Annotated in this window: 23 protein-coding genes and 1 pseudogene; 17 read left to right on the forward strand and 7 right to left on the reverse strand. The window is 69.9% G+C overall.

The window, feature by feature from the left end; translation table 11 throughout:
• Together KUTG_RS57405 and KUTG_RS46410 are read left to right on the forward strand one after the other, a co-directional pair.
• Positions 1-337: ANTAR domain-containing response regulator (locus KUTG_RS57405; protein ID WP_043726299.1), on the forward strand; the 337-nt coding region annotated here is incomplete at its 5' end.
• Positions 338-791: 454 nt separating this feature from the next.
• Positions 792-5,246, forward strand: a complete 4,455-nt coding sequence (locus KUTG_RS46410) for a glycoside hydrolase family 3 C-terminal domain-containing protein (RefSeq protein WP_043733096.1) — start codon at positions 792-794, stop codon at positions 5,244-5,246.
• Positions 5,247-5,287: 41 nt separating this feature from the next.
• On the opposite strand, the gene KUTG_RS46415 is transcribed toward KUTG_RS46410, so the two are convergent.
• Together KUTG_RS46415 and KUTG_RS46420 are read right to left on the reverse strand one after the other, a co-directional pair.
• Positions 5,288-6,049, reverse strand: coding sequence for an SDR family NAD(P)-dependent oxidoreductase (locus KUTG_RS46415; RefSeq protein WP_052396232.1), 762 nt, complete (start codon positions 6,047-6,049; stop codon positions 5,288-5,290).
• Positions 6,050-6,102: 53 nt separating this feature from the next.
• On the reverse strand, positions 6,103-6,348 hold the full coding sequence (locus tag KUTG_RS46420; RefSeq protein WP_043726301.1) for a sensor histidine kinase: 246 nt from the start codon (positions 6,346-6,348) through the stop codon (positions 6,103-6,105).
• A 44-nt stretch (positions 6,349-6,392) separates the two neighbouring features.
• Here KUTG_RS46420 and KUTG_RS64725 point away from each other — a divergent pair, with 44 nt between their 5' ends.
• Both KUTG_RS64725 and KUTG_RS65530 read left to right on the forward strand, forming a co-directional pair.
• Entirely contained in the window at positions 6,393-6,542 is a 150-nt protein-coding gene (locus tag KUTG_RS64725; protein WP_232241300.1) for an ABC transporter permease, read from the forward strand.
• Between the two features lie 21 nt (positions 6,543-6,563).
• Entirely contained in the window at positions 6,564-6,689 is a 126-nt protein-coding gene (locus KUTG_RS65530; protein WP_255360986.1) for a hypothetical protein, read from the forward strand.
• Here the strand turns inward: KUTG_RS65530 and KUTG_RS46425 are convergent.
• Positions 6,675-7,577 (reverse strand): cupin domain-containing protein, encoded by a 903-nt coding sequence (locus tag KUTG_RS46425; protein ID WP_043726303.1) that lies wholly within the window; start codon positions 7,575-7,577, stop codon positions 6,675-6,677. The genes KUTG_RS65530 and KUTG_RS46425 overlap by 15 nt on opposite strands.
• 71 nt (positions 7,578-7,648) lie before the next feature.
• On the opposite strand from KUTG_RS46425, the gene KUTG_RS46430 reads away from it, so the two are divergent.
• Both KUTG_RS46430 and KUTG_RS46435 read left to right on the forward strand, forming a co-directional pair.
• Positions 7,649-9,025, forward strand: coding sequence for an FAD-dependent oxidoreductase (locus tag KUTG_RS46430; protein ID WP_043733100.1), 1,377 nt, complete (start codon positions 7,649-7,651; stop codon positions 9,023-9,025).
• 36 nt (positions 9,026-9,061) lie between these two features.
• Positions 9,062-10,750 carry an acyl-CoA dehydrogenase family protein gene (locus KUTG_RS46435; RefSeq protein WP_052396233.1) on the forward strand — a complete coding sequence of 563 codons (1,689 nt, stop codon included), beginning with the start codon at positions 9,062-9,064 and terminating at the stop codon, positions 10,748-10,750.
• On the opposite strand, the gene KUTG_RS46440 is transcribed toward KUTG_RS46435, so the two are convergent.
• Positions 10,747-11,394: a winged helix-turn-helix transcriptional regulator gene (locus KUTG_RS46440; RefSeq protein WP_043733103.1), complete on the reverse strand. Its 648-nt coding sequence runs from the start codon at positions 11,392-11,394 to the stop codon at positions 10,747-10,749. The two genes, KUTG_RS46435 and KUTG_RS46440, sit on opposite strands and share 4 nt — an antisense overlap.
• Positions 11,395-11,668: 274 nt before the next feature.
• Here KUTG_RS46440 and KUTG_RS46445 point away from each other — a divergent pair, with 274 nt between their 5' ends.
• The 3 genes from KUTG_RS46445 (at position 11,669) to KUTG_RS46455 (ending at position 13,414) form a co-directional block, all read left to right on the forward strand.
• Positions 11,669-12,295 (forward strand): SDR family NAD(P)-dependent oxidoreductase, encoded by a 627-nt coding sequence (locus KUTG_RS46445; RefSeq protein ID WP_043726306.1) that lies wholly within the window; start codon positions 11,669-11,671, stop codon positions 12,293-12,295.
• 272 nt (positions 12,296-12,567) lie between these two features.
• Positions 12,568-13,065: a carbonic anhydrase gene (locus KUTG_RS46450; protein ID WP_043733106.1), complete on the forward strand. Its 498-nt coding sequence runs from the start codon at positions 12,568-12,570 to the stop codon at positions 13,063-13,065.
• Positions 13,066-13,129: 64 nt separating this feature from the next.
• A complete protein-coding gene (locus KUTG_RS46455) occupies positions 13,130-13,414 on the forward strand; it encodes an antibiotic biosynthesis monooxygenase (protein ID WP_043726307.1) in 285 nt (94 codons plus the stop codon).
• Here the strand turns inward: KUTG_RS46455 and KUTG_RS46460 are convergent.
• Positions 13,411-14,058, reverse strand: a complete 648-nt coding sequence (locus KUTG_RS46460) for a winged helix-turn-helix transcriptional regulator (protein ID WP_043726309.1) — start codon at positions 14,056-14,058, stop codon at positions 13,411-13,413. The two genes, KUTG_RS46455 and KUTG_RS46460, sit on opposite strands and share 4 nt — an antisense overlap.
• Before the next feature lie 245 nt (positions 14,059-14,303).
• Here KUTG_RS46460 and KUTG_RS64730 point away from each other — a divergent pair.
• Positions 14,304-14,531: pseudogene (locus KUTG_RS64730) on the forward strand (alcohol dehydrogenase catalytic domain-containing protein); the annotation flags it as partial.
• Positions 14,532-14,671: 140 nt separating this feature from the next.
• On the forward strand, positions 14,672-15,151 hold the full coding sequence (locus KUTG_RS64735) for a zinc-binding dehydrogenase (protein ID WP_232241301.1): 480 nt from the start codon (positions 14,672-14,674) through the stop codon (positions 15,149-15,151).
• Between the two features lie 13 nt (positions 15,152-15,164).
• Here the strand turns inward: KUTG_RS64735 and KUTG_RS46470 are convergent, their stop codons facing one another.
• Positions 15,165-15,605 (reverse strand): ATP-binding protein, encoded by a 441-nt coding sequence (locus tag KUTG_RS46470; RefSeq protein ID WP_052396235.1) that lies wholly within the window; start codon positions 15,603-15,605, stop codon positions 15,165-15,167.
• Between the two features lie 67 nt (positions 15,606-15,672).
• Positions 15,673-17,274: an FAD-dependent monooxygenase gene (locus KUTG_RS46475; protein ID WP_084580632.1), complete on the reverse strand. Its 1,602-nt coding sequence runs from the start codon at positions 17,272-17,274 to the stop codon at positions 15,673-15,675.
• A 398-nt stretch (positions 17,275-17,672) separates the two neighbouring features.
• On the opposite strand from KUTG_RS46475, the gene KUTG_RS46480 reads away from it, so the two are divergent.
• From KUTG_RS46480 to KUTG_RS46505, 6 genes are all read left to right on the forward strand, one after another.
• Positions 17,673-18,044, forward strand: coding sequence for a hypothetical protein (locus tag KUTG_RS46480; protein WP_232241302.1), 372 nt, complete (start codon positions 17,673-17,675; stop codon positions 18,042-18,044).
• The gene (locus KUTG_RS46485; protein ID WP_043726311.1) at positions 18,041-18,604 is read left to right on the forward strand and encodes a manganese efflux pump MntP; all 564 of its coding nucleotides are present in this window, start codon (positions 18,041-18,043) and stop codon (positions 18,602-18,604) included. The genes KUTG_RS46480 and KUTG_RS46485 overlap by 4 nt, the downstream gene beginning before the upstream one ends.
• A gap of 159 nt (positions 18,605-18,763) precedes the next feature.
• Positions 18,764-20,305: a cation:proton antiporter gene (locus tag KUTG_RS46490; protein WP_043726313.1), complete on the forward strand. Its 1,542-nt coding sequence runs from the start codon at positions 18,764-18,766 to the stop codon at positions 20,303-20,305.
• 43 nt (positions 20,306-20,348) lie between these two features.
• Complete coding sequence (locus tag KUTG_RS46495) at positions 20,349-20,987, forward strand: diguanylate cyclase/phosphodiesterase (RefSeq protein ID WP_232241303.1); 639 nt, start codon at positions 20,349-20,351, stop codon at positions 20,985-20,987.
• A complete protein-coding gene (locus KUTG_RS64740; protein ID WP_063753647.1) occupies positions 20,980-21,789 on the forward strand; it encodes a VOC family protein in 810 nt (269 codons plus the stop codon). The genes KUTG_RS46495 and KUTG_RS64740 overlap by 8 nt, the downstream gene beginning before the upstream one ends.
• 30 nt (positions 21,790-21,819) lie before the next feature.
• Positions 21,820-22,647 (forward strand): MFS transporter (locus tag KUTG_RS46505; RefSeq protein WP_232241304.1); only part of this gene is annotated, 828 nt, incomplete at its 3' end.

A 22,647-nucleotide genomic window follows, 5' to 3' on the forward strand; every position in this document is an offset into this window, starting at 1 on the left:
CCTGTTCAGCTACGGCACCCACGGCTTCCAGGAGATCGACGCCCAGTTCCTCCTCCTGTACACCCTGGTCGCCCAGTCCGCCCTCCAGTCCGTCGGCCGCGCCCGGATGGCTGAGGAGCAGATCGAGCAGCTGCGGGCCGCGATGGAGTCCCGCGCCGTGATCGAACAGGCCAAGGGCATCCTCATGGCCGTCCGCGGCCTCACCGACGACCAGGCCTTCCAGGAGCTCGTCGCCCAGTCGCAGCGGGACAACGTCAAGCTCCGCACCGTCGCCCGCCGCTTCGTCGCCATGGCCACCGGCCGCGTCCCGGGCGCCAAGGCCGGCGAGGGTCAGTAGCAGGCGCGCCGGCTCGGGGTCAGGCGCATTCGCATGACGTTGTAGGGATCCCACTCCGACATGGCGAAGTAGAGATCGGCGCTGTCCACACTGGACGGACAGAGGAACGCCCCCGTACAGGCCGGGTTGGTCGGTGCCCCGCACGACGATCGCGCCGCCGGTCCACGGGCCGGCGAAGGACGGGGGCCACAGCTGTCGCCGCGCCCTGCCCGGCCAACAAGGCCGGGACCGGGTGAACGACAAAGCCCGAACACCCGGGCGGCGACCGTCACCATGGCCGGTGTTTGTCCGCTAGTGCACGGAACCCTGGACAAGACAAACCGGTGGACAAGGGATTGACCCACCTGGGTGCGATGGAGAGACTCGGCCGGCGGCCTCAGTTTGTTCGAGTTTAGTTCCAACGGCGGCCGATGGGGGCCGCGGCGACGGGGCCGAGGTGGACAACGGAGGCGTGATGGCACGTTCGACCTGGCTCAGTCGGGCGGTGGTGGCCACGGCGGCCACGCTGCCGATGGTGTTGGCGGTGACGCCGGTGGTCGCCGATGCCGGCGGCGCGCGGTTACCGGTGTACCTGGACACCCACTACTCGTTCGAGGAGCGGGCGGCCGACCTGGTGTCCCGGATGACCCTGCCGGAGAAGGCGGCGCAGCTGGAGACCACGTCGCCGGGCATCCCGCGGCTGGGGGTGCAGGAGTACAACTACTGGAGCGAGGGCCAGCACGGCGTCAACTCGCTGCACGACGACCTCAACCACGGCGACCATCCGGACAACCCGCCGGTGGCGACCAGTTTCCCGACCAACTTCGCGTCCACCATGTCGTGGGATCCGAGCCTGATCTACGACGAGACGACGGCCATCTCCGACGAGGCCCGTGGCTTCCTCGACAAGTCTTTGTTCGGCGTCGACCAGAACAACCTGGGCGACTCGCGGGACAACTACGGGCACCTCACGTACTGGGCGCCGACGGTCAACCTGGACCGCGACCCGCGCTGGGGCCGCACGGACGAGGCCTTCGGCGAAGACCCGTACCTCGTGTCGATGATGGCCGGCGCGTACGTGAACGGCTTCCAGGGCCAGACGATGCAGGGCGCGCCGCAGTCGAAGTACCTGAAGGTCGCGGCCACGGCCAAGCACTACGCCCTCAACAACGTCGAGCAGGACCGCACGGGCGTCACCTCCGACGTCACCGACGCCAACCTCCGGGACTACTACACGGCGCAGTTCAAGAGCCTGGTGCGGGACGCGCACGTCGCCGGCCTGATGACGTCGTACAACGCCATCAACGGCACGCCGTCGGTCGCCGACACCTACACCACCAACCAACTGGCCCAGCGCACGGACGGCTTCACCGGCTACATCACCTCGGACTGCGGGGCGATCGGCACCACGTACAAGACCTTCCCCGACGGCCACGACTGGGCGGCGCCGGGCTGGACCACCGACGGCAAGGGCGATTCCGCCACCTGGACCAACACCACGACCGGCGCGAAGGTGTCGGCGGTCGCGGGCGGCCTGGCGTACGCGCTGCGGGCCGGCACCGCCCTGGACTGCGGCGGCCTGGAGAACACGGTGGCCAACGTGGAGGCGGCCATCAACGCGGGAATCCTCAGCGTCGGCGTGATCGACAACGACCTGGTCCGCGCGTTCACCATCCGCATGCGGACCGGTGAGTTCGACGGCCCGCAGGCCCACAACCCGTACACGAAGATCACCAAGGCGGCCATCCAGAGCCCGGCCCACCAGGACCTGGCCCGCAAGGTCGCCGACAACTCCTTGGTGCTGCTGAAGAACGACCAGCTGCTGCCGGTGCAGGCCAAGGCGCTCAACAAGGTCGTCATCGTCGGCGACCTCGCCGGCAAGGTCACCCTGGGCGGCTACTCCGGCAACCCCACGCTCCAGGTCAGCCCGGTCGCCGGCATCACCGACGAGATCAAGAAGGCCGATCCCGGCGCGTCGGTGGTGTTCGACGCCGCCGGCACGTCCACCACGGCCACCTCGGCCGCCACGCTGAGCGACCAGACCAAGGCCGACATCGCCGCGGCCGACCTGGTGATCGTCTTCGTCGGCACCGACCAGAGCATCGCGTCCGAGGGCACCGACCGGCCGAGCATCGCCATGCCCGGCAACTACACCTCGCTGATCGACCAGGTGACCGCGCTCGGCAACAAGCGGACCGCCCTGGTGATCCAGGCAGGCGGCCCGGTCGACATCGGCGCCGCGCAGGCCAAGTTCCCGGCCGTGCTGTTCAGCGGCTACAACGGCGAGAGCCAGGGGACGGCGCTGGCCGACGTCCTGTTCGGACGGCAGAACCCGGACGGGCACCTGAACTTCACCTGGTACGCCGACGACAGCCAGCTGCCGGCGATGTCCGACTACGGCCTCACCCCGTCGCAGACCGGCGGCCTCGGCCGCACCTACCAGTACGCCACCACCACGCCGACCTATCCCTTCGGCTACGGCCTGAGCTACTCGAATTTCGCTTACAGCGACGTGAAAGCCGACACCAAGCAGGTGTCGGCCGACGGCACGGTCAAGGTGTCGTTGACCGTCACCAACACCGGCAAGACCGCCGGCTCCACCGTCGCCCAGCTCTACGCGGCCACGCCGTTCACCGTGCCCGGCGTCGAACTGCCCAAGGAGCGGCTGGCCGGCTTCGCCAAGACTTCGGTGCTGGCGCCGGGCAAGTCGCAGCGGCTCACCCTGTCGGTCAAGATCGCCGACCTCGCGCTGTGGGACACCAAGCCGATGAAGTCGCGGGTGTATCCCGGCGACTACGAGTTCCGGGTCGGCACCGACGCCACGCACATCGTGGCCACGCAACGGGTTTCGGTCACCGGCGCGATCACGCCGAAGGTCACCGAGGTGACGGTGCAGCCCGAGGCCAGCAGCTACCAGGTCGGCCAGACCATCGACCTCGCCGGCCGCAACCGCTGGATCGCCGACGACACGATCGCCAGCCGCGAGCAGCGCGACCTCACCGTCACCGCGGATCACGTGGTGGAGGCCGTGAACAACGACGGGTCCTTTGTGGACCTGGGCAAGCGGGACGTGAAGTACCGCAGCAGCAACGAATCGGTGGCCAAGATCAGCCAGCGTGGCGTTGTCACGATGGTCGGCACCGGTGTCGCGACCATCTCCGCCACGGTCGGCGGCGTCACCGGATCCGCGCCGATCGTGGTCGGTCACGCCCTGAAGATCGCCGCACCGGGCATTGTCGACCAGGCCAAGTCGGTCAAGGTCACCACGACCTTCACCAACCCCGGCGCGACGGTGCACGACGTCGCCATGTCGCTGAACCTGCCGGCGGGGTGGAAGGCGACGCCCAGCACGCCGGCGACGTTCGCGACGGTCGCCGAGCACGCCACGATCAGCACCACATGGTCGGTGCAGGGCCAGGCCGGCGTCGACGGGGGAGCGCTGACCTTCGGCGCTGACGCCACCGTCGGCGGAGTCCACGACAGCACCGCGACCACCGACGTCGACGTCGCCTACTCCCGACCGGCCGCCGCCTTCGACAATAGCGGCATCAGCCCGGACGGCAACCACGGCTTCGGCAACTTCGACGGCAACGGGTCGAGCTTCTCGGCGGATGCCTTGGCGGCGGCGGGAATCAGCGCCGGCGCGAAGATCACCCACGACGGCTACACCTTCGCCTGGCCCGACGGCGGACCGAGCGACGTGGCCGCCGGCGGTCAGACCATCGCGTTCCCGGCCGGCGGATCGTCGCTGGGCTTCATCGGGGCGTCGACCTACGGCACCCAGAGCGGCAAGGTGACGCTGACCTACACCGACGGCACGACCGAGCAACAGATGTTGTCGTTCGCCGACTGGTACGGCAACCAGCCCGCGGCCGGCGGCGATGTCCTCGCGACCACGCCGTACATCAACACCAGCAGCGGCACCAACCAGGGCTCCTTCAGCCTGTACTTCGCCTCGGTGCCGCTGGCGGCCGGCAAGACGTTGCAGTACGTCACGCTGCCCGACATCAGCCACGGCACCAACGGCGGCTGGCCGTCCATGCACATCTTCGCCATGGCCGCCAAGAACGACTCGCTGGCCGCGACCGCGCCGTCGATCGCCGCCCCGGGCTCGACCGTGTCGGTGACGACGAAGTACACCAACGTCGGCTCGGAGCCGGTGAACGGCGTCGCGCTGACCCTGTCCGGTTGGCCGGCAACGGCCACGTCACCGGCCAGCTTCGACACCGTGGCCCCGGGTGCGTCCGTGCAGACGACGTGGCAGGTCAAGGTGCCGGCCGATGCCAAGCCGGGCAGCGCCGATCTCACGGCCAAGGCCGTCGCCGGCACGGCCGTGACAACAAGTGTTGTCGGGCTGGCGGTGCCGTTCCCGAACCTGGGCGCCGCCTTCGACGCCAGGGCGATCAGCGACGACGCCACCCCCAACGACGCCGACTTCGACGGCGGCGGGGCCAGCTTCTCGACCCAGGCCATGGCCGCCGTCGGGCTCACCGCCGGCAAGTCCGTCAGCCACGACGGCGTGACGTTCACCTGGCCCGACACCAAGTCCGGTCAGGTCGACAACGTGGTGTCCGGCGGCCAGACCATCCGGCTCGACGGCACCGCCACCAAGCTCGGCTTCGTCGGCTCGGCGTCGTACGGGCTGACCTCGGGCGTCGGCACGATCACCTACGACGACGGCAGCACCCAGCCGTTCACCCTGTCCATGTCCGACTGGTACGGCGTCACCCCGCCACCCGGCGGCGACGTCGTGGCCAGCGCCGCCTACATCCACAAGGCACTCAACAGTCAGCCGGGCTTCAGCGTCTACTACAGCCCGGTGACGCTCCAACCCGGCAAGACCGCTCGCTATGTGACGTTGCCGGACCTCGGCGACACCGCGAAGTCGTACCGGCCGACGATGCACCTGTTCGCCATCGGCCTCGGCTGACCGACTCCGGTGGCCGGTGCGACGCGCCGGCCACCGGGGATTCACAGCAGTTCGAGGCCGCCGTCGACGGTGAGGACCTGGCCGGTGAGCCAGCCGGCCGCGGGATCGGCCAGCCGGAGGATCCAGGTCGCCACTTCCTCGGGCTCGCCCCGTCGCCCCAACGGGATGCGCTCGGCCTCGGCCTTCTTGACCTGGTCCACGAGGTCCGTCGGCAGACCGGCGGCGGTGAGGGCTTCGCTCTCGGTGGGACCGGGTGCGACCGCGTTGACCCGGATGCCGTCGGGTGCGAGCTCCAGGGCCCAGCTGCGAGTCAGCTGCTCCAGCGCGCTCTTGGTGGCGGCGTAGTGCGAGAAGTGCGGCGCGGGCCGGTGTCCGAAGGTGCTCGACACGTTGATGATCGAGCCGTTCGTGCGGCGCAGGTGTGGCAGCGCGGCGCGGGCAAGCAGGCTGGGCGCGGTGACGTTGAGGCGGAACAGGTCGTTTATGCGGTTCTCGGTGGCCTCGGCCAGCGGCATCATCGCGGTCGCCCCGGCGTTGTTGACCAGCACGTCCACGCCGCCCCAGCGGTCGACGGCGGCCTGCACGACGGCGTCCGGCGCCTCGGCGGCGCTGATGTCGGTGGCCAGCACGGCGATGCCGGGATGCTGCTCCGCGGTGGAGTCCAGGGCGTCCTGGCGACGGCCGACGCCGAGCACGTGCGCGCCGGCACGGGCGAAGGCGAGCGCGGCGGCGCGCCCGATGCCCGAGCCCGCGCCGGTGATGATCACGACCCGGTCGACGAACCCGGTGTCCTCGATGGCCACGACAACTCCCTCGGAATACTGCACTGACGGTAGCAAGCTCTGAGTAAACACTATTACTGCGAAAAATGAAGTATCGTGGCCGGCAACCTGAACCGGAAGACCGTGCCCGCGCCGGGCACGCTCTCCACGCCGATGGAGCCGCCGTGGGCCTCGACCAGCTTGCGCGTGATCGCCAGCCCCAACCCGCTGCCGCCGGTCTGCCGCGTGCGCGACTTGTCGGCCCGCCAGAACCGCTCGAACACGTGCGGCAGGTCCTCGGCCGAGATCCCGCTCCCGGTGTCGGCCACCTCGACCACCACCGAGGAATCCTCGACAAAGCCCCGCAGTCCGCAGCCGCTCGGTGTTGGAGCGCAAACGGGAGATCGGGCTCCTCCGGGCGCTGGGCGGAACCCGGCGGCACGTCGCCGGCCAGTTCGTGGCGGAGTCGATGGCCTTGTGCTGCCTGGGCGGAATCGCCGGCGCTCTGATGGGCGCGTTGGGCACGGCCGGGTAGGTGTCCCGTGGTTGGCCGTCGGTGATTCCGTCCGAGGCGGTGGTCGGGGGAGTGGGCGCGGCGGTGGTGATCGGCGTGCTGGCCGGCGTCTATCCGGCCACGCGGGCGTCACGCCCGCCGCCGACGGAGGCGCTAGCCGCCCCCTGAGGCCCGGCCACGGCGGTAGCGGGCCGGCGAGGTGCCCAGCGCGGCGCGGAATGCCTGGGTGAACGCCGACTCCGAGCGGTATCCGACCGTGCCGGCCACCCGGCCGACCGACAGGTCCGATCGCGTCAGGAGGTCGGCGGCGACCATCATCCGGATCGCCGTGACGAGCGTGGCGACGGTGGTGCCGGTGCGAGCGGTGAAGTGGCGCACGAACGTCGCCCGCGACATCGCCGCCGACTCGGCCAGCCGCTCGATCGTCCACGCCTCGCCGGGGCGTGCCACGATCTCGGCGACGACACGCCCCAGCGTGTCGTCGCCCATGGCGGTCCACAGGGCCGGCGTGCTCAGGCGCTGACCGGGGCGGCTGCGCAGCGCCATTGCCAGCAGCGCGTCACACAGCGCGGTGACGATGACGCCGGTTCCCTCGCCGTCGAACTGCGCCTCGGCACGCAGGAGGTCGGCCACGGCGAGGGCGGAGGCGTCCAGCGACACGTGCACCAGCGGCGGCAACAGGCGAAACAGCAGGGCACCGGCGCCGGATTCGACGCCGTAGTGGCCACAGAGGAGGTCCAGTTCGGGCTCGGCACCCACGGTGCGGCGGGTCGGGAACGCCCCTCCCGGTTCCTCGACGAGCCGTCGACGTCGGCCGGTGGATGCCGACACGCGGTGCGCGGTCCCGTGGGGCAGCAGCACGAGGTCGCCCGGTTCCATGTGGACGGTGGACCCGCCCGCGGTCAGCGTGCAGCGACCTTCGAGCACGAGGTGGAACGGCACCTGCCCCGGGCCGACCGCGTCGTGGTCGATGGCGAACCGCCCGGCCAGCAGGCACCGGACGTCCAGGCCGCCCTCCAGCCGGGCCAGCCGGACGAGCCGGCTCACCGCGTCCATGAGCCGATTCCGACGAAAACAGAGCCGATCATGCGTGTTCGTCTCTCCCGCTGGGGCGAATGCTGGGCACCATGGATGCTACGCACTTCGATCTGCTGGTCGTCGGATTCGGCAAGGGCGGCAAGACACTGGCCGCCACCCTGGGCCGGCAGGGCAAGCGGGTCGCGATGGTCGAGCAGTCCGCCGACATGTACGGCGGCACCTGCATCAACATCGGCTGCGTGCCGACGAAGGCGCTCATCCACCGGGCCGAGCACCGCGGCGCGGGCGATCCGGTCGCCCACCACCGCCAGGCCGTCGAGGAGACCCGGGCCCTCACCACGGCGCTGCGCGGCAAGAACTTCGCCATGCTCGACACGATCGACTCCGTCACGGTGATCACGGGCCGGGCGGTGTTCCTCGACGCGAAGACCGTGCGCGTCACGGCGGGGGAGGACGTGCTCGACCTCAGCGCCGACACCATCGTGATCAACACCGGCGCGGTGCCGGTCGTCCCGGACATCGAAGGGCTGCGGGAGAGCGCCAATGTGCTCACCAGCGCCGACCTGATCACGATCGATCGCCTGCCCAGGCGGCTGGCGGTCCTGGGCGGTGGATACGTCGGCGTGGAGTTCGCCTCGATGTACAACCAGTTCGGCAGCGCCGTCACCGTGCTCGACGCATCGCCGAGGATCATGCCGCGCGAGGACGACGACATCGTCGTGGCGGCCACGACGATCATGCGTGACTACGGCGTCCAGTTCGTGCTCGGCGCCCGCGTGACCCGGGTCCGCGACGTGATCGACGGCGTGGAGATCACCTATGAGGCCGACGGCGCGACGCGGATCATGCGGGCCGACAAGGTCCTCGTGGCCACCGGTCGCACGCCGGCCACCGAGGGCCTCGGGCTGGAGCGCGCCGGCGTCCGGACCACGCCCACCGGCGCCGTCGCGGTGGACGAGTTCCTGCACACCAGCCAGCCGCACATCTACGCGGTCGGCGATGTCAACGGCGGGCCGCAGTTCACCTACATCTCGTTGGACGACAGCAGGATCGTCGCCGACCAGCTGACCGGGCGGGGGGCACGGTCCACAAAGGACCGGGCGTTCGTGCCCTACACGGTGTTCATGACCCCGCCGCTGGCTCGCGTCGGCCTGACCGAGCGCGAGGCGGTGGAACGCGGTCTTGCCGTGAAGGTGCTGAAGAAGGCCGTCGCGGACATCGCCGCGATGCCCAGGGCCCGGATCGTCGGCCAGACGCGTGGGCTGATGAAGTTCGCGATCGACCGGGACACCGATCAGGTGGTGGGCGCGACGCTGCTCAGCGTGGACTCGCAGGAGCTGATCAACACCGTCGCGCTGGCGATGCGCCACGGGGTGACGGCGAGCGAGCTGCGGGACGCGATCTACACGCATCCGTCCGCCACCGAGGCCTTCAACGAGGTTCTGGGCGCGCCGCCCGTGCGGTGAGGCAAGCCGGGAGGGATGTTCGGACTGCAAATTTCGATGCGTGCTTGTAAAAATGCAGTATCGCTACTACGTTGGGCGGCCGTGACCCACGAAGTGTTCAACCAGGTGCCGGCCCCGGGCCAGACGAACACGGCTGACGATCCGGCCCTCATCGAGGCCCTGCACCGTGAGGGCGCGGGCTGGGCCGAGGAACAGGTGCGAGCGGCAGGGGCGCTCGGCGGTGACCCGCAGGCCGACGAATGGGCCTGCCAGGCCGACACCAACCATCCCGTGCTCCGCACGCACGACCGGGTCGGCCACCGTATCGATGAGGTGGAGTTCCATCCGGCCTGGCACCGCCTTCTCGGCACGGCGGTCGACCTCGGGCTGACCGCGGGGGCCTGGCTCGATTCCCGGCCGGGCGCACACGTCGCCCGTACGGCCACGGCTTACGCGTGGGAGCAGGTTGAGACCGCCCACATGTGCCCGATCGGCATGACCTACGCCGCCGTCCCGGCCTTGCGGCACGCGCCGGGGTTGGCCGCCGCCTACGAGCCTCTTCTGGCCAGCCGGCAGTACGACAGCCGAAGCGTGCCGGCCACGGCCAAACGCGGCCTCATCGCGGGAATGTCGATGACCGAGAAGCAGGGCGGCTCGGACGTGCGGGCGAACACGACCCGGGCCGTTGCCGTGGCGGACGGCAGCTACCGGCTCACCGGGCACAAGTGGTTCACCTCCGCGCCGATGTCCGACCTGTTCGTCGTGCTCGCCCAGGCGCCGGGCGGACTGTCCTGCTTTCTGCTGCCCCGGATCCTGCCGGACGGCACCCGCAATCGGATGCATCTGCAGCGGCTCAAGGACAAGCTCGGCAACCGGGCCGATGCTTCGTCCGAAGTGGAGTATGACGAGGCGGTGGCATGGTTGGTCGGTGAGGAGGGTCTGGGGCTGCGCACGATCCTGGAGATGGTCAACGTCACCAGGCTGGCGGTGTCCGTGGACAGTGCGGCCGGCATGCGGGCGGTCACCACCGCGGCCCTGCATCACGCCAGGCACCGCAAGGCGTTCGGTCACCATCTCATCGACCAGCCGCTCATGCGTAATGTGCTGGCGGATCTCGCGTTGGAGAGCGAGGCCGCGCTCACCCTGGTGATGCGGATGGCCGGTGCGATGGACCGGGCCGTGCGTGGCGACCATGAGGCGGCGGCGTTGCGGCGGATCGGCGTGGCGCTGACCAAGTACTGGATCTGCAAGCAGGCTCCCGCGCACGCCGCGGAGGCGCTGGAGTGCCTGGGCGGCAATGGTTACGTCGAGGACTCCGGTCTGCCGCGCCGGTACCGTGAGGCCCCGGTCAACTCGATCTGGGAGGGCTCCGGCAACGTCGCGGCGCTGGATGTCGTCCGCGCGCTTCGCCGTGACGAGGCCATCCTGGCTGCGTTGTTCACCGAGTTGGAACACGCGCGTGGCGTGGATCGGCGCTACGACCGGCAGCTGACCAGGCTTCGCCGCGAGCTCACCACGGCGGCACGAAACCCTTACGAGGACATCGTTTTCGCCGACGCACGGCGGCTCGCGGAACAAGCCGCGCTGGCCCTCCAGGCGTCACTTCTGGTCCGGTACAGCGCACCTGCTGTCGCCGACGCTTTCTGTGCTTCCCGGCTGGGCGGCGACCACGGCCGGGCCTACGGAACACTGTCCGCCGCGGCCGACACCGCTGCCATCATCGAACGCGCGCACACCGCCGGCTAGATGCCCGGCGGCTTGCCGAACAACCGAACGAAGACGTCTGCCAACGCGGCCTGGCCGGTCAATTCGGCCAGGCCGCAGCCGATCGTGCGCATGAGGTTGCCGTACGAGGGCAGTTGATCGTTCGTCGGCACCGTGATGACCAGGTCGGCATCGCTGGGGCCCGGGCCGATGTCGGCCAGTGCGCCGTTGGCGACGACGGCGTGCAGCACCATGTCCGGAAGGCGGATCTCCCAGGACGCGGTGACGCCGATCGCCGCCTCCGCGTCGAACACCGTGCGCAGGGTCATGGTCAAGGACTCGGCGGTGACGGTGTCGCCCGGCCTGGGTTTGCCCAGTTGCGCGGCGCCCCAGCGGCCGAGGGCGAGGATCGCCGGTTCGAGCTCGCGGCCGGTGTCGGTCAGGGTGTAGAGCACGCCACGCTGGGGCGCCGGCGCGATCTGGCGTTCGACGATGCCGGCCCGCTCCAGCTCTTTGAGTCGGGCCGACAGGACGTTGGTCGGCCGTCCTGGCAGGGCGTGTTGCAGGTCGGTGTACCGGCGCGGGCGGACCAGAAGATCGCGCACGATCAGCAGCGCCCAGCGCTCGCCCACCAGCTCCAGGGCGCGGGCCAGGCCGCAGTGCTGGCCGAACTGGCGTCTCTTCATGCGCACAACGTAGCAAACAGGTCTAATAGCAGTACATGGCGAATTTAGAAGTGAGCTTGCAAAAACGAAGTAGACTGCCTAGAGTGGCTCTCGTGACCGGGTGAGAACGACAAGTTCACCGCCTTCGAACGGATCAGGGCAACGAGAGGCCGTGACGGCGGATCTGCCCAACGGCCTGCTGTCCGGGCTTCCGGCGACGGCGGCGCACCCCGAATCACCTCGGATCTCGACTCCGTGTCCTGCCTGGGCGCGGAAACCTGTGAAGGAAGAGGACATGACCACTCTGAAGAACGCGACCGTGCTGGTGACCGGGGCCAACGGCGGGCTCGGCGCCGCTTTCGTGGACCTCGCGCTGGAGCGTGGCGCCGCCCGCGTCTACGCGGCGGCCCGCAACCCGAAGCAGTGGGGCGACGAGCGCGTCGTGTCGCTGCCGCTGGACGTCACCGACCCGGCCGCCATCGACCAGGCCGTCAAGCAGGCGGGCGACACGACGATCCTGATCAACAACGCGGCGGTGTTCCCGCGCACCGACCTGCTCACCGGGCCGATCGAGGACATCACCAACACCATCGAGGCCAACCTGGTCGGCCCGATCCGCCTGGTCCGCGGCTTCGCGCCGGCGTTGCGGGCGGCCAAGGGCGCCGTGGTCAACGTGGGCTCGGTGTTGAGCTGGGTGGCGATCGGCAAGGCGCACAGCGTGTCCAAGGCCGGCCTGTGGATGGCGACCAACGCGCTGCGGCTGGAGTTGGCGGCCGACGGCGTGCAGGTCCTCGGCGCCTACCCCGGCCCGACCGACACGCCGATGCAGCCGGGCGAGGACCGGGCCGGCATGAGCGCGCCGGCTGATGAGCTACGATCACATCGATACTCGGGAGGAATACAATCATCAATGTCCGATTAGCTATCGTGTTCGTATTGCGCCAACCGTACACGCCTGGTAATCTTCCCATCAAGCCACTGGGTGGGTCGTTATTCGACTATGGGCACCGAGTTATAATGCTTGCGAGACCCGAGCACGAGGTGATGGTGCACGACCTGACCACTCAGGTCCGTGCCGGACTGTCCGCTCCCGTCACCGCCCTCTACCCGGCCCTGGCCAAGTAAGTCACCACTGTGGACGCCTCCGGTGTGGTCCCGCGCGGCCACACCGGGCGTCCGGAAGGACCCGACGCCATGGATGTTCTCGTCGACGGCAACCGGCGGTTCGCCGAGACCGACTTCCGGCCCGATCTGACCATGCGGCCGAGCCTGGCCACGATCGTCATCAGCTGCTTCGACCCGCGCGTGGACCCGGCCGTGGTGCTGGGCGTCGGGCAGGGCGAGATCGGCGTGCTGCGCAACATCGCCGGCCGGGTCACCCCACGCACGATCGAGGAACTGGTCATGCTGCGCGAGATCGGGCGCTCCGTCGGACCTGGTATCGGCCCGGGCTGGGAGATCGTTGTGCTGCAACACACGCAGTGCGGCATCACCAAGATCGAGGACCGCCCGGACCTGCTCACCCCGTACTTCGACGCCGACCCCGGCGGCAAGTCCGTCACCGAGCCCCACTCGGCCGTCCGCCACGACGTGGCCGTGCTGCGGGCCGAGACCCAGCTGGCCGGTGTTGCCGTGTCCGGCCTGGTCTATGACGTCACGACGGGTTTGGTCGAGGTCGTGGCCAGGCCGTGATGGGGCGCGCGGTGGACATCGCCGAAGTCTCCTGGCCGACTGTTCACAACGAAAGGCCGTCATCATGTTCGTGACGCTCGTGGAGTTCTACCTCGACCCGGAAGGCCGTGAGCTTTTCCCTTCCTGGGTCGAGAAACTGCGGTCATTGGTGCGTGGCTACCCGGGCTTCGTCGACGCCCGGCGGATGACGCCGACCGACGGCCCCGACCGGACCATGTTCATGCTGTTGTTCGACACGCAGGAGAACACCCAGCGGTGGGCCGACAGCGAGGACCGGCAGGAGCTGCTCAAGCTGATCACTCCACACTGGACGAAGCCGTTCCTGCCGCTGCCGTTCTTCGCGGCCTAACCCCGCACGTCGAACAGCCGCAGGAAGGTGTCCAGCAGCTTGCGGCGGCCCTTGAGCTCGACCAGCCCGCACTTGGCGGCCCGCATGATGGCCTGGTAGGACGGCAGTTCGTCGTCGACGAGCTGGGCGGTGATCGTCAGGTCGGGCTTGTCCGGCACCGGGCCGGGGCCGGCGTCGAGCTTGCCGTCGGTGACGATGAGGTGCAGCACCAGGTCGTGGGCGTGGATCTCCCAGGACGCGCTCACGTCGGTGGCGGCCTCGGCGTCGAAGATGGCCCGGAAGTTCAGGGTGACCGACTCGGGCGTGACGATGTCGCCGGGCTGGGGCTCGGCGAGCTGGGTGGCGCCCCAGCGGCCGAGGGTGAGGATCGCCGGTTCGAGTTCCTGCCCGACCGAGGTCAGCGCGTACAGGACGCCGCGTTGCGGGGCGGGGGCGACGCGGCGTTCGACGATGCCCGACTGCTCCAGCTCCTTGAGCCGGGTGGACAGCACGTTGGTGGGGATGCCGGGCAGGCCTTGCAGCAGGTCGGTGTAGCGCTGCGGCCGGACCGTGAGGTCGCGGATGATCAGCAGGGCCCAGCGTTCGCCCACGAGCTCCAGGGCCCGGGCGAGGCCGCAGTACTGACCGAAATCACGACGCTTCATGCACTGATCATAGCGACTTCGCTGCGCGCCTGTGTGCTGCGCATGAAGCACTCAAGCATCAATAAACAAGTGAACTGGTCACGGTGGAGTATGAGACGACCGGTCATTTTGACCACACGAAGGAGCTGACGGTGACGACGTATCGAGCGTTCGAGGTGGCGGGGGCGCGGGAATTCCGTTGGGTGGAGAGGGAGCTGGTCGCCCCGGAGGCGGGGCACGTGCGGATCCGGGTCGAGGCCAACGGGGTGTGCCACTCCGACGCGTTCCTGGTCGAGAACCTGCTGCCCAACCTGAGCCTGCCGACCGTGCCCGGCCACGAGCTGGTCGGCGTGATCGACGCGGTCGGCGACGGCGTTCGTGCCTGGCGGGTCGGGGACCGGGTCGGCGTCGGCTATCTCAGCGGGCACTGCGGCGAATGCGAGTCCTGCCGGCGCGGCATGTTCGTCACCTGCTCCGACCAGCCGGCCACCGGCATCACCGTCGACGGCGGCTACGCGGAGGTCGCCTACGCCAGAGCCAGCGGCCTGGTCCGCGTGCCGGACGGGCTGAGCTCGGTCGAGGCGGCGCCGCTGCTGTGCGCCGGCATCACCACGTTCCAGGCGGCCTCGGGCACATGGCCGTGCAACAGGCCAACAAGCTGGGCTACCAGGTGGCGGCGATCGCCCGCGGCGAGGACAAGCAAGCCCTGGCACGGGAGCTCGGCGCCCACCACTACATCGACAGCACCGTCGAGGACCCGGCGGCCGCGTTGCAGGACCTGGGTGGCGCAGCGGCCATCATCGCCACCGCGGCCAGCGGCGCTTCCATGTCCCCGCTGATGCCCGGACTGGCCCCCGGCGGCCGGTTGACGGTGATCGGCCTGGCCGAAGACCCCATCGCCGTCTCGACGCTGGACCTGGTCCTGGGCACGCGGTCGATGGCCGGCACCCTGACCGGCAGCGCCGTGCAGAACGAGGACCACCTGGCCTTCAGCGTGGCCCAGGGCATCCGGCCGATGGTCGAGGTGATGCCGCTGGCCGAGGCATCCAAGGCCTACGAGCGCATGATGTCCGGGGCGGCCAGGTTCCGGGTCGTTCTCGACACCACCAGCTGACCGTCCACAATGGTCACGACAGCCGCGGGCCGATGGCCAGGCGTGCCCAGCGCATCCACACCACGGTGCCCACCGGCCGCCGACGCAGCTCGAACTCCGTGGCTAACGCCTTGATCAGCATCAGCCCGCGGCCGCGCAGCGTTTCCGCGGAATTCGCCGGCGGCTGCCATTGCCCATGATCGGTCACGGTGATCGTCACGTTCTCGCGATCCTGGGCGGCGTGCAGGTCGAACTCGCCGCCGCGCACGTGGTAGGCGTGCTCGACGACGTTGGTCAGCGCTTCGTGCACCGCGAGCGCCACGTCCTGGACCTGGTCGTCCGACAGCTCGGCCGCGCTGGCCCATCTGGTCACCGTGTGCCGTACGGCCGTGAGCTCGTCGATCACCGCGGGAACATTGCTCAACCGCAGGTCGGCGAGCCCGGATCCGGGCTTGTTCGATCGGTTGGCTGCCACCCGAATCCCCTGCCCGTGTTGTCGCTGTTCGTGCGCCGACATCACCGGCTACCCGACCGGGCCGCGGCTAACCCCGGTCGGGACGTGTGTGACGCAAGGCGCTACCTCCACCGAGGCTGATGACAGGCATTGTCGTTTTCCGGGGTGTGCCAAACCAGCGGGAAAGTGCTTCTCGCAGCGCGGCGGCGGCGGTATCGGTGGGTTCGTCGACGGGCGCGACCCAGGCGATGTGGCCGTCCGGGCGGATCAGGAGGGCATCGGCTGGTCGGTGGTCGGTTTCGGCGGTGTGGATGTCGATGCGGTGCTGCCAGTCCCGGGCGGTTTCGCGCACGTCCGGACGGTCGGCGAGGTCGAGGAGGATGGGCCGCGCGGTGCGCATGAGTTCAGCGACACTGGTGGCGCCGTGGTTGGTGCGCAGGGGGAGGTCGGGTGCGAAGGCACCGGCCAGGGCATGGTGGTTCGGGTTGGGGAGCGGGTAGCGGATGTCGGCGCCGGCGATCAGCGCTCCCATGCGGCGCAGGGGCTGCTCGTCCGTGAGCAGTTCCAGAAAGAGTTCCCGGAGCGCTTCGGCGGCTGGGTCGTGTCCGCGCCGCAGCGCCACCTGAGCTTGGGTCTGCAGCAACGCGCGTGCGCCGGCGAAGTGGCGTTCGTCGTGGTAGGTGTCCAGCAGGCCGGCCGGGGCCCAGCCGTGGACAGCCGCGGCCAACTTCCAGGCGAGGTTGACCGCGTCGGTCATGCCGGTGTTGATGCCGATGCCCGTGGCGGGGAACAGGTGGGCCGCATCGCCGGCCAGCAGGATCCGCCCGTCGCGGTACCGCTCGGCCTGTCGAGCCTGGAACTGGTAGCGCGACAGCCGAAGCGGTTCTCCCAGGGGGAGGTCCACGCCGAGCACACGGCGGATGCTGTCCCGGAGCTCGGCCAGGGTCATCGGCGTGTCATCGTCGACACCGGCGGGCTCGTCCTCGGTGGTCTGGATGAGCAGGCGCCCGGAGGCGAGCCACCCGCACGCGAACACGCCGCGGTCCGTCCGGGTGAAGCCCGCGCGGATCCTGCCCAGCCCGGCCACGTCGAGATCGCCGTTGTCGAGCACGGTCACCGAGTCGGGCACGGTGACCTGGCCGAGCCGGTTGACCTCCGGATAGGTGGTGCCGGGGAACGGGATGCCGGCGCTGTCGCGGCTGCGGCTGCGCCCGCCGTCACACCCGACGACGTATCGGGCGGTCACCCGATACGGCCCACCTGGTCCGCGCGCATCCACGGTCGCTCCGGCGTCGTCCTGGCCGACCCCGACCACCTCGTGTCCGCGGCGGATCTCGGCGCCGAGTTCGCGAGCACGCTCATCGAGCACCTGCTCCAGTCGCGGTTGCGGGAGCCCCAGCACCCGCAACGGGGAGTCCGCCAGGTGCTGGAGGTCCACCTGCACGCCGCCGAACGGGAACCCGGGAGCAGGATGGCTGCGGTCGACGCTGGCTGCCTCCAAGCGGTCCAGCAGGCCTCGGTAGCGCAGCAGTTCGAGGATCTGCCCGGAGAAACCGTTGGCCTTCGGGGTCTCCCGCAGGCGTGGCTGCCGCTCCAGCACCACCGGTCGCACTCCGGCCAGGCGCAGCTCGGCGGCCAGCATCAAGCCGGTCGGGCCGGCGCCCACGATGATCACGTCGACGTCCGTCATCGGCCGTTCCCCGGCCGATCTTGCATCACGGCCTCGCGCGACCGGGTCATCGACGACACACGCACTTCGCAACTCCCATTTCCGCAGGTTCCGGGCACGGCCGGTGATTCTGCGGCAAGACCCGGGTCTTGCCGCAAGAGCCCCCGTGCGCTATATGTTGAACATGGAGGAAAGGGTGTTCCTTTCTGTCCTCGTCCTCTGTGGACTGACTACCCCTTCGTGAAGTGGCGACGTCAAGAGCGCTGTCATTCTCTGGGCCTCGTCGCCACGCCGCATGAGCGTTGGCCGCTGTCGCTGAACATCCACTCGTGCCGCAGACCGGAAGTTGATCCATGGTCACTGAGACGGTCGGGCCGCACAGCGATGTTGTCGGCGCTGGTCGCCGGTAGATTCGCCGCGTGCGAGAGCGGAACGGCGTCATGCGGGCCAGCTGGATCTGCCTGGCCGCGGTCAGCGTGGGCATTCTCGGCTTCGGCCTGGTGGTGATCGTCGCACCGCCGAGTGAGGGCGACGGCCTGCTCTACCGGACCGATGGGCTGGCCTCGTTCGGCCTGGGGATGTTCGGGCTGCTGCTCGCGCTGATCCCGTTCCGCCGTCGGGAGCGATGGGCCTGGTCGGCGCTGTGGTTCTACCCGGTGTTCTGGCTGGCACATCTGGTCTTCGGCCTGCCGCCGGGCACCGACCACGTGCACCAGGTCGTCTTCATCGTGCTGTCGCTGGGCGGCCTGCTGCTGCCGATCCGCCAGTTCTTTCAGGCAGGTGCGCCGTGACGCAGGTGTTGGCGCTGCTGGGGTTCGTGCTGCCGCTCGGGTTGGATTCGTTCGCCGTGGCGGCCGCCGTCGGCGCCGCCGGGCGGCAGCCCGCCGCGGCCCGCTGGCGGCTCACCGGGCTGTTCGTGCTGTTCGAGGCGGGTATGCCGCTGGTCGGGCTGGCGCTGGGCGCGCCGTTGGCGCACGTGATCGGCCCGGTCGCCAACTACGTCGCGGCCGTCGCGGTCGTCGCGATCGGGCTGTGGATGCTCCTGCACGACGAAGACGACGAGGAGGAGAAGGCCAAGCGGCTGGTCAACGCCCGCGGCGTGGCACTGCTCGGCCTGGGCATGAGCATCAGCCTGGACGAGCTGGCCATCGGCTTCGGGCTAGGGTTGGCGCACCTGCCGCTCGTGCCGGTGATCGTGGGTATCGCGGCGCAGGCGCTTGTTGCCGCCCAGCTCGGGCTGTGGCTGGGTACGCGGGTCGCCGAGCGGTTCCGGGAAGCTGCCGAACGCCTCGCCGGCGTCGTGCTCGTGGTGATGGGCATCGCGCTGGCAGTCGAACAGCTGCTCGGTTGACGAAGTGATCGGCAGGGACCGCTCTGCTCGGAGCTGGTCGGATATCGCCTTCCGCCGGCCTCCGGTTTCCAGGGTTTTCCGTCGCTTCGTACGGGTATTCGGAAAACCGGGGGAGAGAGGGGCGGTTGGCGTGGACGGATCCGACGGCCGGCGCTCGGCGTGACACCGACCGTGCTGGTGGTGCTGGTGGTCGGCGCGCTGGCCGTGCGGGCGGTCGGCACGAGGCTGCGGCTGCCGGCGCCGCTGCTGTTGCTGCTGGTGGGGCTGGGTGTCTCCTTCCTGCCCGGCCTGCCCGACTTCCACCTCGAACCCGAGGCGATGCTCGCCCTCGTGCTGCCGCCGCTGGTGTACTCGGCCGCCCTGGACAGTTCCTACGTGAACATCCGCGCGGTGCTGCGGCCGATCGGCCTGTTCTCGGTCGGCCTGGTGGTCGTCACGACGGCGGCGGTCGGTGTCACCGCGCACCTGGTGCTGCCGCAGTTCCCGATCGCGTCGGCCATCGTGCTGGGTGCGCTGGTCGCGCCGACCGACGCGGTGGCGGCGATGGCGATCTGCCGCCGGCTGAACGTCCCGCGCCGGGCGATGGCGCTGCTGGCCGGCGAGAGCCTGGGCAACGACGCCGCCGCGCTGACGCTGTGGAAGCTCGCGGTCGCCGTCGCGATGGGCGCCGCATTGTCGTGGTGGCAAGGAATTCTGCTGTTCCTGTACGCGGCGGCGGTCGGCGGCCTGGTCGGTGCGGTGACCGGCTACGTCGTGCACCGGATCCGGCTGCACATCGGTGACGGGGTGCTGGAGAGTGCCATCGGCGTCGCGACGCCGTTCGCCTGCTACGCCCTGGCCGAGCAGGCGAACGCGTCCGGTGTGCTCGCGGTGGCGATGGCCGGTGTCCTCATGGGACACAAGGCGCCCTACGGCCGGCACACCACCCGGTTGCAGGAGAACGCGGTCTGGCGGTCGGTAGACGTCCTGCTCGAGTCGGTGGTGTTCACGCTGATCGGCCTGCAACTGCCGACGATCGTCGCCTCGGCCGGCGTGAGCTGGCCCCTGGTCGGCGCGGCCGGCGTGCTGCTGGCGGTCACGGTCCTGGTGCGGCTGGCCTGGGTGTTCCCGGTCGCCTACCTGCCGCTGTTGCGGTCACGGGGACAACCGCCGCCGGACCCGAAGGCGACGGCGGTCGTGGGCTGGGCGGGCATGCGCGGCGTGATCTCGCTGGCCGTCGCCTATGCCACGCCTGAGTCGATGCCGGGCCGGGACCTGGTTCTGTTGTTCACCTTTGCCATCACGGTCGGCACGTTGCTGCTGCACGGTTCCACCCTGGCGGGCCTGATCCGGCTGCTCGACGTGCCGGCCGACGAGGCGCGCGAGGACGCCGACGACGAGGCCAAGGTGCGCCACGAGGCCGTGGCCGCCGCCACCGAGGAGTTGGACCGGCAGGTCGCCGCCGACGACGAGCGGACGCCGGAGCATGTCGTCGGGCTGCTCAGATCCCTGGCCGAGCACCGCCAGGGCACGGCCCGGGAATGGATGGAAGACCAGGCGGACGGGCGGGCGGAGGCGTTCCAGCGGCTGTTCAGCACGATGCTCGACATCGAGCGCAAGGTGTTCGTCGCCGCCCGCGACTCCGGCGAGATCGACGACGAGGTGCTGCGACGCGTGCTGCACGAACTCGACCTGCGCCAGGCCAGCGTCGACACAACGTGACGGGCGTGTGGGCGCGAACTGCGCGGGGTAGTCGGTGGCGGTGATGAACAGACCACTGGGAGCGCTGCGGCGCGTCATCGCGGTCCGGCCCGCGATGCGGATTCCGGCGAACGTCGGCGATGTCGAGGACGCGACTCTGCGGTATCTGCTGTACGTGTTGCTGCCGGCCTGGTTCGTGCCGGGTGTGCTGGACTGGTGGCAGCATCGCCGCACCGCCATCCAGCACACGGCCGGCGTCAAGGAGTCGGCGATCCATCTGCTGATGATGGCCGAGGTGGGGGCGCCGATCGCGTTGGTGCTGCTGTGTGAGGTCAACCCGGCGGTGTTGACCGTGATGGCGTTGTCGGTCGCGGCGCACGAGGCGACGGCGTTGTGGGACGTGAAGACCGCGGTGGACAGCGGCCGTGAGGTGCGGCCGATCGAGCAGCACATCCACAGTTTCCTGGAATCGCTGCCGTTCATGGGAACGACGGCGATCGCCTGCCTGCACTGGAAGCAGGTGCGGGAGCTGCTGAGGGCCGGCGGGGGAGCGGACGCGTGGCGGTTGCGGTGGAAGCAGCGCCCGTTGCCGGCCAACTACCTGGCTGGTGTGGCCGCCGCCATCATCGGCCTGATCGCGTTGCCGTACGGCGAAGAGCTGGTGCGCTGCGTCCTCGCGGCACGAGGTCGGTCCCGTGGTTGAGATCACGCGCAGGTTCGAGGTGACGGCCCCGCCCGCTTCGGTGGTCGCCTACCTGCGAGACTTCTCCCGTGCCGTCGAATGGGATCCGGGCACGGTGTCGTGCCGCCGCCTGGACGAGGGCCCGATCGCGGTCGGTGCGTGCTGGCACAACGTGTCCAAGATCGCCGGCATCACCACCGAGCTGCGTTACGAACTCGCTCGGCTGGACCCGGACCGGCTGGTTTTCGTCGGCGCCAACGACACCGCGACCTCGACCGACGACATCGTCGTGACGGCGGGGTCGCGGCCGGGCACGGCCACCGTCACCTATCACGCCACCATCGAGTTCCACGGCATGGCGGCGTTGGCCGCGCCGCTGGCCAAGATCGTGTTCGCGAGGCTCGGCGACAAGACGGTGGCGAGCCTGACTCGTGTGCTGGGCGAGCCGGGCCCGATCACGCTGTCCGGCATGGTGTTGAGCAGCCCGGACCCGAGTGGCCTGGCGGCGTTCTACTGCCGGTTGCTGACCGCGGAGACCGAGGTCGACAAAGGACACTGGGTGACGGTGATGACCAGGTCCGGGGTGCGGCTTTCCTTCCACCACGACGAGAACTACCGACGCCCGGTCTGGCCGGCCGACGACGACGAGCAACGGATGATGGCGCACCTGGACTTCGACGTCGCCGACGTGGACGCGGCGTGCGAGCACGCCATACGGTGCGGGGCCACGCAGGCCGACACACAGCCGCAGCCGGACGTTCGTGTCCTGCTCGATCCCGACGGTCACCCGTTCTGTCTGGCCAGGCTGAGGCAGCAGGAATGAGATCATCGGCGGCCGGGTAGCCCCACCACCATGGCGACCACGGACGTCCCGGCGAGAATGGACCGGCTGCCCTGGTCCCGGTGGCACTGGACGGTGCTGATCGGGCTGGGCACGGTGTGGATCCTCGACGGGCTGGAGGTGACGATCGTCGGCGCGCTGGGGCAGCGGCTGACCGACCCGGCCGGCGGGCTGCACCTGAGCGAGACCCAGGTCGGGCTGGCGGCCTCGTGCTATGTCGCCGGCGCGGTGCTCGGCTCGCTCGGCTTCGGCTATCTCACCGACCGGCTGGGCCGCAAGAAGCTGTTCCTCGTCACGCTCGCGCTGTACCTGACGGCCACGGTGCTGACGGCGTTCTCGTTCACCCCGATCTGGTTCTTCATCATGCGGTTCTTCACCGGGGCCGGCGTCGGCGGCGAGTACGCGGCCATCAACTCGGCGATCGACGAGCTGGTGCCGGCGCGACTTCGTGGCCGCATCGACCTGCTGGTGAACGGCTCCTACTGGCTGGGCGCGGCCGCCGGCGCGGCACTGACGCTGTTGCTGCTGAATCCCGGGCTGTTCGCGGAGAACCTGGGCTGGCGGCTGGCTTCGGCCTCGGCGCGGTGCTCGGCGTCGGTATTCTGGTGGTGCGCCGCAACGTCCCGGAGAGCCCGCGCTGGCTGTTCACCCACGGCCGCGCGGCCGACGCCGACAAGCTGGTCGGCGACATCGAGCGGCAGGTGTCCGAGCAGACCGGCGAGCGACTGGAACCGGTGCGCGACACGATCGAGGTGCACGAGCGGGGCAGCATCGGCTTCGGCGCCGTCGCCCGCACGCTGCTCAAGACGTATCCGCGGCGAACGCTGTTGGGCCTCGGCC

The sequence above is a fragment of the Kutzneria sp. 744 genome (assembly GCF_000568255.1).
GTDB lineage: Bacteria > Actinomycetota > Actinomycetes > Mycobacteriales > Pseudonocardiaceae > Kutzneria.